The organism is Streptomyces sp. NPDC060209, from assembly GCF_042728155.1.
Classification (GTDB): domain Bacteria; phylum Actinomycetota; class Actinomycetes; order Streptomycetales; family Streptomycetaceae; genus Streptomyces.
The window spans coordinates 1-14795 of the sequence record NZ_JBHWZS010000046.1; the positions used below are offsets into that span (position 1 = coordinate 1).

At 71.8% G+C, this 14795-nt stretch carries 15 protein-coding genes; 7 read left to right on the forward strand and 8 right to left on the reverse strand.

Annotated elements, in window-relative coordinates; all coding sequences use genetic code 11:
* Positions 1-49: 49 nt before the first annotated feature.
* Positions 50-586 (reverse strand): hypothetical protein, encoded by a 537-nt coding sequence (locus ACFWFI_RS12075; protein ID WP_387388205.1) that lies wholly within the window; start codon positions 584-586, stop codon positions 50-52.
* 213 nt (positions 587-799) lie between these two features.
* Between ACFWFI_RS12075 and ACFWFI_RS12080 the strand changes: the two genes are divergently transcribed.
* Positions 800-1483: a hypothetical protein gene (locus ACFWFI_RS12080; RefSeq protein ID WP_387388206.1), complete on the forward strand. Its 684-nt coding sequence runs from the start codon at positions 800-802 to the stop codon at positions 1481-1483.
* Positions 1484-1487: 4 nt separating this feature from the next.
* Here ACFWFI_RS12080 and ACFWFI_RS12085 read toward each other — a convergent pair whose 3' ends face one another.
* Both ACFWFI_RS12085 and ACFWFI_RS12090 read right to left on the reverse strand, forming a co-directional pair.
* Positions 1488-3866: an outer membrane protein assembly factor BamB family protein gene (locus ACFWFI_RS12085; RefSeq protein WP_387388207.1), complete on the reverse strand. Its 2379-nt coding sequence runs from the start codon at positions 3864-3866 to the stop codon at positions 1488-1490.
* A 193-nt stretch (positions 3867-4059) separates the two neighbouring features.
* On the reverse strand, positions 4060-4854 hold the full coding sequence (locus ACFWFI_RS12090) for a VOC family protein (protein WP_387388208.1): 795 nt from the start codon (positions 4852-4854) through the stop codon (positions 4060-4062).
* Positions 4855-5276: 422 nt separating this feature from the next.
* Here ACFWFI_RS12090 and ACFWFI_RS12095 point away from each other — a divergent pair, with 422 nt between their 5' ends.
* The 5 genes from ACFWFI_RS12095 to ACFWFI_RS12115 all read left to right on the forward strand — a co-directional run bounded on the left by ACFWFI_RS12095 (position 5277) and on the right by ACFWFI_RS12115 (position 9624).
* Positions 5277-5924, forward strand: a complete 648-nt coding sequence (locus tag ACFWFI_RS12095) for a TetR family transcriptional regulator (RefSeq protein WP_329231657.1) — start codon at positions 5277-5279, stop codon at positions 5922-5924.
* Between the two features lie 173 nt (positions 5925-6097).
* Positions 6098-6763 carry a pyridoxine/pyridoxamine 5'-phosphate oxidase gene (locus tag ACFWFI_RS12100; protein ID WP_387388209.1) on the forward strand — a complete coding sequence of 222 codons (666 nt, stop codon included), beginning with the start codon at positions 6098-6100 and terminating at the stop codon, positions 6761-6763.
* 69 nt (positions 6764-6832) lie between these two features.
* Positions 6833-7744, forward strand: a complete 912-nt coding sequence (gene htpX / locus ACFWFI_RS12105; protein WP_387388210.1) for a zinc metalloprotease HtpX — start codon at positions 6833-6835, stop codon at positions 7742-7744.
* Positions 7745-7753: 9 nt separating this feature from the next.
* Complete coding sequence (locus ACFWFI_RS12110) at positions 7754-8344, forward strand: PspA-associated protein PspAB (RefSeq protein WP_387388211.1); 591 nt, start codon at positions 7754-7756, stop codon at positions 8342-8344.
* 92 nt (positions 8345-8436) lie between these two features.
* Positions 8437-9624, forward strand: coding sequence for a flavin-containing monooxygenase (locus ACFWFI_RS12115; RefSeq protein ID WP_387388213.1), 1188 nt, complete (start codon positions 8437-8439; stop codon positions 9622-9624).
* Positions 9625-9804: 180 nt separating this feature from the next.
* Here the strand turns inward: ACFWFI_RS12115 and ACFWFI_RS12120 are convergent, their stop codons facing one another.
* Complete coding sequence (locus ACFWFI_RS12120) at positions 9805-11106, reverse strand: MFS transporter (protein WP_387388215.1); 1302 nt, start codon at positions 11104-11106, stop codon at positions 9805-9807.
* An 89-nt stretch (positions 11107-11195) separates the two neighbouring features.
* Positions 11196-11612, reverse strand: a complete 417-nt coding sequence (locus ACFWFI_RS12125) for a ribosomal maturation YjgA family protein (protein ID WP_387388257.1) — start codon at positions 11610-11612, stop codon at positions 11196-11198.
* A 71-nt stretch (positions 11613-11683) separates the two neighbouring features.
* Between ACFWFI_RS12125 and ACFWFI_RS12130 the strand changes: the two genes are divergently transcribed.
* Positions 11684-12673 (forward strand): GlxA family transcriptional regulator, encoded by a 990-nt coding sequence (locus ACFWFI_RS12130; RefSeq protein ID WP_387388217.1) that lies wholly within the window; start codon positions 11684-11686, stop codon positions 12671-12673.
* Positions 12674-12682: 9 nt separating this feature from the next.
* On the opposite strand, the gene ACFWFI_RS12135 is transcribed toward ACFWFI_RS12130, so the two are convergent.
* The 3 genes from ACFWFI_RS12135 to ACFWFI_RS12145 form a co-directional block, all read right to left on the reverse strand.
* Positions 12683-13144, reverse strand: coding sequence for an ATP-binding protein (locus tag ACFWFI_RS12135; protein ID WP_387388219.1), 462 nt, complete (start codon positions 13142-13144; stop codon positions 12683-12685).
* Between the two features lie 597 nt (positions 13145-13741).
* Positions 13742-14278 (reverse strand): EF-hand domain-containing protein, encoded by a 537-nt coding sequence (locus ACFWFI_RS12140; protein ID WP_387388221.1) that lies wholly within the window; start codon positions 14276-14278, stop codon positions 13742-13744.
* Between the two features lie 82 nt (positions 14279-14360).
* Entirely contained in the window at positions 14361-14735 is a 375-nt protein-coding gene (locus ACFWFI_RS12145) for an STAS domain-containing protein (protein ID WP_387388222.1), read from the reverse strand.
* Positions 14736-14795: the final 60 nt, after the last annotated feature.

Consider the following 14795-nt stretch of genomic DNA (forward strand, 5'->3'; position numbering starts at 1 on the left):
GAGCAGGGCCCGAGCCGAGCGGCTCGGGCCCTTGCACGTCAGGCCGTCGTCAGTAGCGCAGCTCCGCCGTGACCAGGCAGCGCTTCACCTTGGAGACCAGGCGCGGGCTCTCCATGCGGACCGTGATGATCTCGGAATCGCCGGCGTCGACCTCGACCTCGGTCTCACCCGTGTCGACGGTCAGACCCTTGGCGTCGACGAAGGTCACGTCCACGTCGTACACATGCGTACCCGTCGTGGTCGAGCTGACCTCGATCGACGAGGAGGTACTCGCCTTGCGCTTGCCCTTCTTGGGCTGGGCACAGCGGATGACGCGCAGGTTCGGGGCCTCCGAGGCGGTCGCGTCGGGGGTGGGCGACTCGTACGTGGAGCCGCCGGACGAGCTCGACGAGCTGTCGTAGTCATCGTCGTCGTAGTCGCGGTAGCCGCTGTTGCTCTTCTTGGAGTTGGAGCAGCCGCCACCGCTCGAGCCGCCGCTGCTGCGGCTCTTCCCGCTCTTGCCGCCGTGGCTGGACGTGGAGAATCCGGTGAGCGCGAGCACCACCACGACCAGGACCGCCGCGAACCTCATCTGTCGCCGCACCATCGATGCAGCCCCCCTAGCTGTAGTCGGCTACTTCGGCCGTCGCACGGCCGCGCGACACCGTAACGCACAGCATTCCGGCCGCTTACCCATGGTGCAGTCATGACCCTGTCACGGTCTCGTCCCGGTCTCCGATGGCAGGGAAGATCGGCCAGGCGTAGCGTCGGTCCGGGGAGCGGTGCGCACAGCCGTGCGCCATGGCCCGGGAGGCTGTTGATGATCCGCAATGTCCTCGGTTCCGTCGTCGCCCTCCTGGGAGCGGCGGCGGCCGTGCAGAGCCCCTTCCACAGCTGGTACAAAAACCGCCTCGGGCGGGACTACCGCATCCAGGACCTGTTCGACGGCATCACAGGTGTCTCGTCGTCCGTCATGGGCTCGATCCTGCTGCCGTTCCTGTTCGCCGCCCTGGTGACGATCGTCGGTGTCGTGCTCCGCTCGCGCTGGGTGGTGGCCCTCGCGGGCCTGATCGTCATCGGCTTCACCGTGCTGTGGATGGTCCGCCAGGGACAGGACGCGGGAAGCCTGACGGTCGACAGCGACGGCTCCGGGCTCCGCTGGGGCGTGGCGCAGGCCCTGGCGGGCGGTGTCCTGCTCCTGCTGGGCGCGCTGGTGATGTCGGGGCGGCGGCGGGCGACACGGCAGAGGCGTACCGCCGAGCCGTATCCCGTACCGCCGGACGACCACCCCGACACCTGGCCGCCGACCCAGGAGCCGGGGCCGGCCGCGCAGACGTCCCCCGGGCCGGAGCCCGAGGCGGATCCGTACACCGGGCCGGGCAGGCACCGGGCGTCCCGCGAGGACGAGGACACCGCCCAGTACCCGGTGGTCCAGGACGAGAACACCTACCCCGCCCAGGGCGAGCAGCAGGACCGGGACCGGTATCACCCGCCCCACCCCTGAGGCGTCAGGCCCGCGCCCTGTTCCCCGTCCCCGTGCCCTTCAGCGCGTCCAGGGCGTACACGCAGCGGTCCTTGCTGCACGCGTACACGACGCCCGCCTGCGCCACCGGGGAGCCCGTGATCTCGCCGCCCGTGGCCAGCTTCCAGCGGAGCTGGCCGCCCGCCGCGTCCAGGGTGTAGAGCACGTGGTCCGCCGAACCGAAGTGGACCCGGCCGTCCGCGACCACCGGTGCGCCGACCACCGCGCCGCCCGCGGCGAAGCGCCACTTCGGCGTGCCGGTCACCGCGTCCAGGGTGTACAGCGCGCTGCCGCTGCCGACGTGCACGTTGCCCGCCGTGACCAGCACGGGCTCGACGGACTGCCGGGCCTCGGTCGCGATCCGCCACCTGTCCTTGCCGGTCGAGGCGTCCAGCGCGTACACGGTGCCGAGGTAGTCGGCGAGGTACACCCCGCCGCCCGTGACCGCCGGTCCCGGCGCGAAGGCGGGCGGCGAGAGGAAGACGGCCGGGGACTCGAAGTGCCAGCGCACCCGGCCCGAGACCGTGTCCACGGCCAGCACACGGGTCCCCGCCGCGACGTACACGGAGCCGTCGGGCGCGGGGGTGATCCGGACCGGGACCCCGCCGCAGGAGGCGGCGTCGCCGATGGGGTACGACCACCGCTCCGTGCCGGTCCGCGCGTCGACGGCCCGCAGCCGGGCGTCCTGCCACAGGTACACCGTGCCGTCATGGATGACGGGACCGGCCTCCGGCGTCTCGAAGTCCGTCTGGACGCCCGCGGCCTCCCACAGCTTCTCGCCGCTGGACGCCTCCCACGCCTGTACGCCGCCGCCTCGCGTCCCGGTCAGGACGGTGCCCCGGTCGGCCTTGAGGGAGTACACCCAGGCGTCGGTCTGGAGCCGCCACCGCTCGGTGCCGGTCGCGGCGTCCAGCGCGTACAGGGACGGGCCGTCCGAGGCGTGGATCCGGCCGCCGTCGACGGCCATCGACCAGGCCACGTCGCGGGTCTTGAACTGGCGGCGTCCGTTGCCCACGTCCAGGGCGTGAACCTCGAAGGACGTCACGTACAGCAGGTCGCCGACCACCACGGGCGTGCCCCACACGTCGTTCGACATGCGGAAGCGCCACGGCCGCCAGCGCTCGGGCGCGGCGGGTGCCGCGTCCGGGGCGGGCGCGGGGGCGGGCACCGGAGCGGCCGGAGCGGCTGAGGTGTGCCCGCCGGGCGCGCGCACCCAGCCGGTGGCCGGGTCGGCGTGCGCGGCGGCGGGGCCGCGTACGTCCACGGGGCGCGGCCCGGGGCCGATCGGCACCTTGGCGCCGGGCAGCCGCACGGGCCCGCCGTCGGGGGCGGGCGCCGACACCGGAGCGGGGGCCGGCGCGGTCCGCAGGTCACCGCCGCTGCGCCACGCCCCGTCCCAGTCGGCACCCGGCGGCGGCTGCTGCGGAGGCGGCGGAACGGCCACGGGGGCGGGCGCGACGGCGACGGCGCGGCCACCGCCGCGGCGCTGCTCGATCATCGCGGTCGCGACGGTCGGCAGCCAGGCCGACGCCGTGCCGCTGTCGTCGCTGCCGGAGGCGAACAGGTGCGGGGCAAGCTGGGCCTGCAGATCCGCCGGGCTGGGCCGCCGGGTCGCGTCCATCTGCATGCAGGACTCGATGAGCGGACGCAGATCGTCGGGCAGCCCCTCGGTGTCGGGGCCCTCCCGCAGCAGCATGAACACGGTCTCCACCGGATTCGCCCCGTGGAAGGGCGCGTGCCCCGTCGCCGCGAAGACCAGGGTCGAGCCCAGCGAGAAGATGTCGCTCGCGCCCGTCACGCTGCGCGAGTCGCGGGCCTGCTCCGGAGACATGTACGCGGGCGTGCCCACCGCCACGTTCGTCATGGTCAGCCGGGTGTTGGAGACGCCGGAGGCGATTCCGAAGTCGATCACCCGCGGCCCGTCCTCGACCACGAGGACGTTGGACGGCTTCAGGTCGCGGTGGACGAGACCTGCTCCGTGGATCGACTGCAGGGCCTCTGCGATCCCGGCGGCCAGCCAGCGCACGGCCTGCGTCGGCATCGGCCCGCACTCACTCACTATCTCCTCGAGGGAGGGGGCGGGTACGTAGGCGGTGGCCAGCCAGGGCACGGCCGCCCTCGGATCGGCGTCGACCACGGCGGCGGTGTAGAAACCGCTGACCGCGCGAGCGGCCTCCACCTCACGCGTGAAGCGGACCCGGAACAGCTGGTCCTCGGCCAGTTCCGTACGGACCGTCTTGATCGCCACCCGTCGGCCCGAAGCCGACCTCGCCAGATAGACCAGCCCCATGCCGCCGGCCCCGAGCCGTCCCAGCACCTCGAACGGGCCGATCCGCCTCGGGTCATGCTGCGTCAGCTGCTCCACTTGCCTGCCACCTCCCCGTACGGACCTCAGGAACAGAAGCCCGCGAAATCCCGCCCTGTGCAGCGTCTCACCACTGGGCACCACTTGGCGGTGCGCACCCTGATTCTTCCTGTCTCGGGGCCCGGTTGCGAACCCGGGGGCGAGTCGGGGTGTTGTGTGGCACTCCATCCCTTTCAGGACAGCCGTGGAACGGCTACGGCAGCAGCTCGGTCGGCTGGAGTACGGCGAACGCCGCACCCTGGTCGTCCTGGAGGACCGCCATCCGACCGTAGGGGGTGTCGAGAGGCGGGGCCGTGATCCGGCCACCGAGGCGTGCGGCGGTCTCGACGGCGTGGTCGCAGTCGACTACGGCGAAGTAGTTGAGGAAGTAGCTGGGCAGCATCTCGGGGAACGCGTCCGTCATGACCGCGCGGCCGCCGATCGCCGTGTCCTCGCCCGGCTCGGTCCCGGCGGGCGACCAGATCCGGAACGGCTCCGCCGCCCCGGCGGCGCCCGGCAGTTCGATGTCCGTCCCCCGGAATCCGAAGACCTCCTCGTAGAAGGCGTCCACGCGCTCGGGCTGCCGGGTGTAGACCTCGGTCCAGCAGAAGGCACCGGGCGCGTTCTGCTTCTCGAAGCCGGCGCGCTCACCCGCCTGCCAGAGGCCGAAGACCGCCCCGCCCGGGTCGGCCGCCTGAGCGAGGACCCCGGCCCCGCCGGCCCGCACCGGATCCGTGATCACCTGCCCGCCCGCCTTACGGACCAGGGCGACGGTGGCGAGGATGTCGTCGCTGGAGAAGTAGACGCCCCAGGTCGTGGGCATGCGGCCGTCCTGCTTGGCGGCGAGCGCGGCGACGAGTTCGCCGTCGCTGTACGCGTCGGCGAAGGGCATGCCGTCACCCGCGTGGAAGGTCCAGCCGAAGAGCCCGCCGTAGAAGCGCTTGCCGGCCTCCAGGTCGGAGAGCTGCACATCCACCCAGCACGGCGCGGACTGCGCGAATACGGCCATGGCCGGGTCCTTCCGTCGCTGTGAGGTCGTGACGACGCCTCGATGACGCCGGGCCGGTGACGCTGTGGATCAGTGTGGACCGCAACGAGGGCAGCCGTGACGCCCGTCACACTCAACGTAACGTCGGGGGCCCCGCGGCGCGCCCCGAGGGGGTCGAATAGAACCTTTGCCCGAATCGTGAAGGTCCCGCGTCCCGCATGGACGGAGGTTGTCCACCGAAGTTATCCACAGGCTGTTGATAACAACATCGCACCGGGCCCCTGGGGCGCGGCAAGAAGAGAAATTCCATAAATGCTTACGCCCGCGTGAAAAACGGCTCACACACCACCTGGAATTGCGCTGTTCACCCCGCCCGGACTGGGGCGTTCCCCATTTGCAGTCGGTCAGATCGCGCTCGGATCACCCCTCGGTAAGCTGACGGCATGACAGGACAAGTGCGCACCGTCGACGGCCGCGTGGCTGGTCGGCGAGGTCAGGCGACGCGGCAGAAGCTGCTCGACTGCCTCAGCGAGATGCTCAGCTCCTCGCCGTACCGGGACGTCAAAGTCATCGACGTGGCCCGGAAGGCGGGGACTTCACCCGCGACTTTCTACCAGTATTTCCCCGATGTCGAGGGCGCCGTTCTCGAACTCGCAGAGGAAATGGCCAAGGAAGGCGCCGGACTGACCGAACTGGTCGGCGGCCGCTCCTGGGTCGGCAAGGCCGGCTGGCAGGCCTCCGAAGAACTGGTCGAGGGATTCCTCGACTTCTGGCGGCGCCACGATGCGATCCTCCGCGTCGTCGACCTCGGCGCGGCCGAGGGCGACAAGCGGTTCTACAAGATCCGCATGAAGGTACTGAACTCGGTCACCAACTCCCTGACGGACGCGGTCAAGGAGCTCCAGTCCAAGGGCAAGGTGGACAAGGACGTCAGCCCTGCCGCGGTCGCGGGCTCCCTGGTCGTCATGCTCGCGGGGGTCGCCTCGCACCAGAAGGGTTTCACCACCTGGGGCGTGAAGCAGGCCGAACTCCGGCCCAACCTCGCCCTGTTGGTCCACCTGGGCATCACCGGCAAGAAGCCGGTCAGGTAGGCGCCGGCCAGGACACCTCCCCGCACACGCCGGGCGCCGCGCCCTCCCGCGGTTCCCCACGTCCTGTCTCACCGACGGCGGACCACACCCTGTGGTCCGCCGTCGGCGTTTCGGCTCCGGCGCGGGAAGCCGCGGTGTTTCGGCTCCGGCGCGGGACGCTGTGGAATGGACCCATGAGCGATGCACAGAAGGACTTCCGCGACCTGCTCCACGCGCAGCGGGTCTGGGACGTGTCCCTCCCCCGTTTCGACCCGGTCTCCGCACCCGCCGCCCCCCTCCCCCTCTTCCACGCCTGGTTCGCCGAGGCGGTGGCCGCCGGGCAGCCCGAACCGCACACCATGACCCTGGCGACCGCGGACGCCGAGGGCCGGCCCGACGTACGCACGCTGATGCTGCACGACGCGGACGAGCGCGGCTGGCACTTCGCCACGCACTCCACCAGCGCGAAGGGCCGCCAGCTCGCCGCCCGCCCGTACGCGGCGCTCGGCTTCTACTGGCCCGCCCAGGGCCGCCAGGTGCGCGTGCGGGGCACGGCCGCCCCCGCGGGCCGCGAGGAGAGCCGGGCCGATCTGCGCGCCAGGTCCACCGGCGCGCTGGCCGCCGCGCTGACCGGGTCACAGAGCGAGGTACTGCCCTCGCAGGAGGACCTCGTACGGGCCTCCGAGGCCGCCTGGGAGCGCGCGCGGGCACAGCCGGACGCCGAGGCGGAGACCTGGACGCGGTATGTGGTCGAGCCGCAGGAGGTGGAGTTCTTCCAGGGCGACGAACGGCGTCGGCACGTGCGGCTGCGCTACCGCCGGGACGGCGCGGGCTGGACCCGTGAGCTCCTCTGGCCCTGAAACCACCCTTTATACGCTTTACACATGAAAGGGGCACTATGGGAGTCAGGTGAGCTGCTGGAGGCACCCATGGCACGAACTCGTTCCCGTTACGCCCCGGACCGCGGTCTGACCACCCGCATGGTGAGCACGATGTTCTTCATCGGTCTGCTGTACGTGGTCCTCGTGGGCGTGCTGCTGGCTGTCCTGCGCGGGGCCTGGCCCATCATCCTGGTCGTCGCGGGCGGGATGTTCGTCGCCCAGTTCTGGTTCAGCGACCGCATCGCGGCGTACGGCATGGGGGCCCGGGAGGTCACGCCGCAGGAGGCGCCGGAGCTGCACGGGGCGATCGACCGGATCTGCGCCCTCGCCGACATGCCCAAACCACGGGTGGCCATTTCGCAGAGCGATGTGCCGAACGCCTTCGCGACCGGCCGCAGCGAGAAGACCGCCCTGGTCTGCGCCACGACCGGACTGCTGCGCAGACTGGAACCCGAGGAGCTCGAAGGCGTCCTCGCCCACGAGATGTCGCACGTCGCGCACCGCGATGTGGCCGTGATGACGATCGCGTCGTTCCTCGGGGTCCTCGCCGGCGTCGTCACCCGGGTCGCCCTGTGGGGCGGCTTCGCCCGCAACAGCCGGGGCAACGACCCGGCGGGCATCATCATCATGCTCATCCCGCTGATCAGCGCCGTCGTGTACGCCCTGAGCTTCCTGCTGACCCGGATGCTCTCCCGCTACCGGGAGCTCTCCGCGGACCGCACGGCCGCACTGCTCACCGGCCGCCCCTCGGCGCTAGCCTCCGCCCTCACCAAGGTGAGCGGGCAGATGGCCAGGATCCCGACGGAGGACCTGCGGAAGGCGGAACCGTACAACGCCTTCTACTTCGTGCCCGCCTTCGCCTCCAAGGAGAGCCTGGGCAGGCTGCTCTCCTCCCACCCGACCCTCGAACAGCGTCTGGACCAGCTGGCCCGCATCTCCGCCGGCCTGTCCCACCCGTAAGGAGCTTCCGTGGGCCTGCTCGACAGCATCCTGGGGCGCAGCAAACCGGTCCGCCCCGATCTCGACCAGCTCTTCGCGGTCCCCTCCGCCGCGCTCACCCTCCAGGCCGGCACCGGTTTCACACCGACCGGTATCGGCTCGGTGTGCTTCGCGGGGGTGGAGGGCGGAACGTTCGCCCGTATCCAGCAGGACGTGAGGGAGTTGCTCGACGCGGACACGGGGCGAGGCGGCATCCCGGTCGAATTCAGCCGCGACACCTACGGCTACACATGGCTGCTCGCCCGCCAGGAGCCCGGCGCCGATGGCACAGCCGACCTGGTCAATGACCTGCACGCCGTCAACACCCTCCTCCAGGACGGCGGCTTCGGCCCGCACCTGCTCTGCTCGATGATCGGGTTCCGGCACCCGGAGGGGCGTTCGCTGGCGCTCGTCTACCTCTACAAGCGCGGCACGTTCTATCCGTTCGCCCCGGACCCGGGCGGCGGGGAGAGGCGCGACAACCAGCTGGAGCTCCAGGTGCGGGCCGTGCTCGGCGACGATCTCCGGGTGGAGGGCGACCTCTCGCGCTGGTTCCCGGTGTGGGGCGCTCCCGGCCTCTGAACGGGGCCGGCGATCCCGCCCGTGATCATTTCGCAACCGATTCCCACCCGGACCGGGACCCATCATGTTCATGTCCTATTACGCTCCGAACCATGCCCGAAAGCACCCCCACCCCCGGTGACGCCCTCCCCGCCTCCATCGACCGCACCGACGGCCGGCCGGTCTATGTGATCGGCGGCGGCCCGGGCGGCCTCGCCGCCGCGGCGGCCCTGCGGGAACAGGGCGTGCGGGCGGTGGTGCTGGAGAGGTCCGGCCATGTGGGGACGTCCTGGCGCCGCCACTACGACCGGCTGCACCTCCACACGACCCGGCGCTGGTCCGCGCTGCCGGGGCTGGCGATGCCCCGCCGGTTCGGGCGCTGGGTGTCGCGCGACGACATGGTGCGCTACCTGGAGAAGTACGCCGAGCACCACGAGCTGGAGGTGGTGACGGGGGTCGAGGTGTCCCGGATCGACCGGACCGGCGACGGCACGGGCTGGCAGCTGAGCGCGACGGGCGGCCGGGTGCTCACCGGTCGGGCGGTGGTGGTGGCCACCGGCTTCAACCACACCCCGCGGATCCCGGCGTGGACCGGCCGTGAGGGCTTCACCGGCGAACTGGTGCACGCCGCGGAGTACCGCGCCCCGGCCCCGTACGCGGGCAAGGACGTCCTCGTCGTCGGCATCGGCAACACAGGCGCGGAGATCGCCGTGGACCTGGTCGAGGGCGGCGCGTCCCGGGTGCGGATCGCGGTGCGCACCGTCCCGCACATCGTGCGCCGCTCGACGGCCGGCTGGCCCGCCCAGGCGACCGCCGTCCTGGTCCGCAGGCTGCCGGTCCGGCTCGTCGACCGGGCAGGCCGCCTGATGTGCCGCGTCTCCGTCCCCGACCTGGCGGAGCAGGGCCTTCCACGCCCTGACACGGGCCTGTACTCGCGGGTCAAGGAGGGTGCGATCCCCGTCCAGGACGTCGGGCTGATCGACGCGGTGAGGAGCGGCCGGGTGGTCCCCGTGGCGACGGTCGAGTCGTTCGACGGGGACACGGTGGTGCTGGCGGACGGGACGCGGATCACCCCGGACGCGGTGATCGCGGCGACCGGCTACGAACGCGCCCTGGAGGACCTGGTCGGCCACCTCGGCGTACTGGACCCGAGGGGCCGCCCCGTGGTGCACGGCGCCCGCACCCCGGCAGGAGCACCGGGCCTCTACTTCACCGGTTTCACCAACCCGATCAGCGGCATGCTCCGCGAAATGGCCCTGGACGCACGGAAGATAGCCGCCCGCCTCGCGAAGACGGCCTGACACAGACCCAACTCGCGCGTAAGGCCGGTCTGCAGCAACCTGCCGTAGCGCGGTTCGAAGGCGGCGGGACGATGCCCACGCTGCGCCTGTGCTGGAGCGCCTCGCCGGAGCACTGGGCCTGCGCCTGCAGGTGGGCTTCGAGCCCTTGGACCGCGCGAGCTGAGCACCCGCCCCCGGCCCTCAGCCGACGACGGCCGGTGCCCCTTCGCCCTGCTTACGGCGGATCACCAGGGCCATCAGGGCCGCCGTCGCGCACAGGGCGCCCGAGGCGTACCAGACCACGTCGTACGAGCCGGTCATGTCCCGGGCCACCCCGCCGAGGAACGCCACCAGGGCGGCCCCCACCTGGTGCGAGGCCAGGACCCAGCCGAAGACGATCGCGCTGTCCTCGCCGTACTGCTCGCGGCACAGGGCCAGGGTCGGCGGGACCGTGGCGACCCAGTCCAGTCCGTAGAAGACGATGAAGAAGACCATAGACGGCTGCACCGTCGGGGCCATCAGCATCGGCAGGAACAGCAGCGAGACCCCGCGCAGCGCGTAGTAGACGGCCAGCAGCCTGCGGGCGTCGAAGCGGTCCGTGAGCCAGCCGCTGAAGATGGTGCCGATGATGTCGAAGAAGCCGATGACGGCCAGCAGCGAGGCCGCAGCCGTGATCTGCATGCCGTGGTCATGGGCCGAGGGGATGAAGTGGGTGCGGATCAGGCCGTTCGTGGAGGCACCGCAGATCGCGAACGAGCCCGCCAGCAGCCAGAACGGACCCGTGCGGGCCGCGTCGAACAGGACGCGTACGGCGCGGGCCGCGGCGCCCGTCGCGGGTGCCGGCTTCTCCACGTACGCACCGCCGTAGGGGGCGAGGCCCACGTCGGCCGGGTGGTCACGCATGAGGAGCCAGACGAAGGGGACGACGACGAGGGCGGCCAGCGCGACCGTCACGGAGGCCGGTCGCCAGCCGTGTCTGTCGACGATCCAGGCGCACAGCGGCAGGAAGACCAGCTGACCGGAGGCTCCGGCCGCGGTCAGGATGCCGGTGACCAGTCCGCGGCGGGCGACGAACCAGCGGTTGGTCACGGTCGCCGAGAACGCCATCGCCATCGAGCCGGTACCCAGGCCGACGAGCAGGCCCCAATAGAGCATGAGCTGCCAGGACGCCGTCATCCAGATGCTCGCCAGCGCCCCGGTCGCCACCGCGCCGAGCGCGACGACCACGACCCGGCGGATGCCGAACCGGTCCATCAGCGCGGCCGCGAACGGCGCGGACAGCCCGTACAGCGCCATGTCGAGGGAGACGGCGAAACCGATCTCACCGTACGACCAGCCGAACCTCGCGTGGAGGGGCTCGATGAGGAGGCCGGGCAGGGAGTTGAAGGCCGCTCCGCCGATGATCGTCACGAAGGTGACGGCGGCGACGATCCACGCACGGTGTATCCGCCGGCGGCGGCGAGGGGCGTACTCGGCCGTCGCACTGTCGGTTGTCTGGGTCACGACGCTCAGCATCCGCCAGGGAGCCGCACGCGCACGAGCGGCCGGAAGGACACCCTTCGCAGGAATCGGGCCGGCGGGGGCCCGCAGGGTCAGGGCCGCGCGGGCCGCCGCCCGGCCGGCAGGCGGCTGTGGACGGCCCAGGCCAGGGCCGCCCCCACCACGTACCAGAGCAGGTCCGGGGCGTTGAACGTCGAGCCGAGCACCAGCCGTGCCACCGCGCTCTGCCGGGCGAGATCGGCCGGTACGCCCGTGAGCTGGGCCAGTTCCACTGCCCAGCTGAAGGCCAGCGCGGCTCCCGCCGCCGTCAGCGGCCGCACCCGGGGCACGAGGAGGACGACAAGGACGTGGATCAGCACGGTGTAGAGGGCGTCCCCCGCGTACTTCGCCACGTCCCCGCTCCCGGCCGAGCGGACGCCGAGGCCCGCGGCCACGGTCACAAGTGCCGCTCCCACAGCCACCACGCGGACGACAGCCGCCCCGGGAACGGATGCGCGGACGGTCGGCATTTCCTTCATGACCGGTACGTTTATCAGGCCGTGAACAGTCACGCCCAATCCGTCGGGGAGCAGGAGTCCAGATGCGCCACCGTGTCGTCGTCCTCGCGCTCGACGGGGTGCTCCCCTTCGAACTGGGCATCCCGCAGCGGATCTTCGGCCGTTCACTGAGCGCGGAGCCGAACGGCAGGGGAGAGAAGCTGTACGACGTCGTGACCTGCTCCGTGCGCCCGCCGGGCCCGGTCCGCACCGACGCCGATTTCAGCATCATGGTCGAGCACGGCCCGGAGGCACTCGCCACCGCCGACACCGTCGTCGTCCCGGCCTCCTACGAACTCGGCCCCGTCTACGAGGAGGGCCGGCTCACCGGCGAACTGGCCGCCGCGCTCGCGCACATCAGGCCGGGGGCCCGCATCGTCTCCATCTGCACGGGCGGCTACGTCCTCGCCGCGGCCGGGTATCTCGACGGGCGCCCCGCCACCACCCACTGGTCGTCGGCCGATCACTTCCAGCGGCTCTTCCCGAAGGTCCGCGTCGATCCGGACGTCCTGTTCATCGACGACGGGGACGTACTCACCTCGGCCGGTGTGGCCGCCGGGATCGATCTCTGCCTGCACATCGTGCGCCGGGACCACGGCACCGCCGTCGCCAACGACGTCGCCCGCCGTACGGTCGTGCCCCCGCACCGCGACGGCGGTCAGGCACAGTTCATCCTGCGCCCGGTGCCCGAGGCGGGGCTCGCCTCGACGACGGCCGCACGGACCTGGGCTCTCGGACGGCTGGAACAGCCCATCCTGCTGCGCGACATGGCACTGCAGGAGTCGATGAGCGTGCGCACCTTCACCCGCCGCTTCCGCGAGGAGGTCGGCATCAGCCCCGGGCAGTGGCTCGCCCAGCAGAGGGTGGAGCGGGCACGACAGCTACTGGAGTCCACGGACCTGTCGATCGACCATGTGGCACGGGACGCGGGCTTCGGTACGGCCACCTCCCTGCGGCAGCACGTGCAGGCCGCGCTGGGGGTGTCGCCCACGGTCTACCGGAGGACGTTCCGGTCGACGGTGGCGGGACGCTGAGAGGTCCCCTCAGAGACGGGCCCGGTCGCCGGGCTGCTCCTGGATCGCCGGGATGATGACCGGGCCGCCCCGGTCGATCTCGCACCAGATCCGTTTGCCCGCGCCCTCCGGCTGCCAGCCCCAGCGATCCGCCAGGCCGTCCACCAGCTCCAGGCCACGGCCTCCCGTGTCCTCACCCTCCGCGTGACGCGGCTGGGGCGGACGGCAGCTGGTGTCGGCCACCTCGACCCGCACCGTCCCCGCCGAACCGGCCGGACTCGCCGAGCCGAACAGCATCCGCAGCACGGCCGGACAGCCCGTGTGGACCACCGCGTTGGTGACGAGCTCCGAGATCAGCAGGATGAGCGTCTCCGCGAGCGGCTCGTCGTCCTCCATCCCGGACCCGATCAGCCGCGACCGCGCCCATCTGCGGGCCCGTCCCACCTCCGCGGGATCCGGCCCGACCTCCAGCTGAACCTGAAGCACCTGCACCGCTCACACCATCCGAACCGGCGGACACATCGCCTCGCGCCTCCTCAGGGTCACGGAACGTGACTCCCCTGCGAGACAGCATGGTTGACGTACAGTCACCGCAACAAGCGCTTCGGGCATATTCCAGCGCGAAGGAGTACGCGTGGTCCATACTGTGCGACGCGTGCTGCGGAGAGTCGAACAGAGGCGCACCGGCTCCCCGGGGACCGAGTCCCCGGCAGGCCCGTCGCAGCTCCGTGGGCCGCGAGCAGGGCACCGTGCGCCGCCCGGGGCGGCCACAGGGGGCGCACCCGGATCCTCCGGTTCCAGTACCACTCGCATCCAACGGAGCGTACCCGAGCACGGGCCCGTGACTCCGCCCGGTGACAGGTCGCTCCGGGGGCGCACCCGGCTTTCGGATGCTTTGTGTCACCCGCTGCACACCGTCCGTACGCCCCCGGTCAGCCACGACCGTGCCCGACCCCGCACTGCGGCCCGGCCCGGGAGCAGCCGGGACCGGGCCGCGGGAGGGCGCTAACTGCTCGCGCCGTTCGGCGTGTTGGCGCGCGGTCCGCGCTCGGGGCCGGTCAGGGGTGCGCGTCCGGCCCGGTCCCGTGCCTACGCGTCGGGTTCGATCACCGTGAAGTACGCGGAGAAGGCGGCGACCGCTTCCGCCTCGGCGATCCGGCCGTCCTGGTCGGTGTCCAGGCTCCTCGCCGCGACGCCGGCGATGTCGTCCTCGGCGCCCAGTACCCGCAGGGCGCGCTCCACCGCGGCGACCGGGGCCGAGGCGGGTGCGTTGCCCTCGGCGTCCGCGCCGGCGGCGACGACGAGCACCGCGCGCAGGAAGGGGCGCGCGATCTCCGCGAAGCGCTCGGGATTGTCCCGCAACCGCTTCACGGCCCCGCCGACGAACTCCTCCCGGGTGACGCGCTGGTCCCCGTCCACATCGGCGATGCCCGCCATGCCCTGCCAGAAGGCCTCGGCACCCGTGTAGAGCGACTGACCGCGGTCGCAGCGGGCCGTCGTACCGAACTCGGTGAGCAGACGGGCCGCGGCGGCGTTGAAATCGGCGCGATCGATGTAGCCGTTGCCGTCCTGGTCGAAGGCGGCGAAGCGGTGCGCGATCTTGCGCTCGTACTCTGCGCTGTCCATGCGGGGAGCGTACGACGCCGGGCGGCGTCACGTGTCACTGACTCCCTTCAGTGGTGTGACAACCTCGTGCCTGTCCGGCGCGTCACGCGGTGAGCGGCCGGGATTCGTCGTCGGTGGCCGCGCCGGCGTCGGGGTAGACGTCGAAGAGCCGGCGTACGCCCAGGGCGCCGAGCACCTTGTTGACGTGCGAACCGTCGACCGCGCCGCGGGCGGGGAGGATCAGCCGCAGCCGGCCGCCGCAGGACTTCATGAGGCGGCGGGCGGCGATCAGGACGTTGACGCCGCTGGAGTCGCAGAAGAAGACGCCGGAGAGGTCGAGGACCACGTCGTGCCGTCCGGCGGCCACGGCCCCGTGGACCGACTGCCGCACGACGGGTGAGCTCACGAGGTCGAGTTCGCCGTGGATCCGCAGCACGGTCCACGCGTCCTGCTCGGTCTCGTACACCTTCAGCGTCACGCGACTCGGCCTCTCGTTCCGGGGCTCCGGAGGATCCGGAAGTTTCCGTTCCTCCTCGCG

Bases quoted from the DNA above. Each gene is read 5' to 3' on its own strand.
- ACFWFI_RS12075 (WP_387388205.1), bottom strand. From the start codon at position 586: ATGGTGCGGCGACAGATGAGGTTCGCGGCGGTCCTGGTCGTGGTGGTG.
- ACFWFI_RS12080 (WP_387388206.1), top strand. From the start codon at position 800: ATGATCCGCAATGTCCTCGGTTCCGTCGTCGCCCTCCTGGGAGCGGCG.
- ACFWFI_RS12090 (WP_387388208.1), bottom strand. From the start codon at position 4,854: ATGGCCGTATTCGCGCAGTCCGCGCCGTGCTGGGTGGATGTGCAGCTC.
- ACFWFI_RS12095 (WP_329231657.1), top strand. From the start codon at position 5,277: ATGACAGGACAAGTGCGCACCGTCGACGGCCGCGTGGCTGGTCGGCGA.
- ACFWFI_RS12100 (WP_387388209.1), top strand. From the start codon at position 6,098: ATGAGCGATGCACAGAAGGACTTCCGCGACCTGCTCCACGCGCAGCGG.
- htpX (WP_387388210.1), top strand. From the start codon at position 6,833: ATGGCACGAACTCGTTCCCGTTACGCCCCGGACCGCGGTCTGACCACC.
- ACFWFI_RS12115 (WP_387388213.1), top strand. From the start codon at position 8,437: ATGCCCGAAAGCACCCCCACCCCCGGTGACGCCCTCCCCGCCTCCATC.
- ACFWFI_RS12125 (WP_387388257.1), bottom strand. From the start codon at position 11,612: ATGCCGACCGTCCGCGCATCCGTTCCCGGGGCGGCTGTCGTCCGCGTG.
- ACFWFI_RS12130 (WP_387388217.1), top strand. From the start codon at position 11,684: ATGCGCCACCGTGTCGTCGTCCTCGCGCTCGACGGGGTGCTCCCCTTC.
- ACFWFI_RS12140 (WP_387388221.1), bottom strand. From the start codon at position 14,278: ATGGACAGCGCAGAGTACGAGCGCAAGATCGCGCACCGCTTCGCCGCC.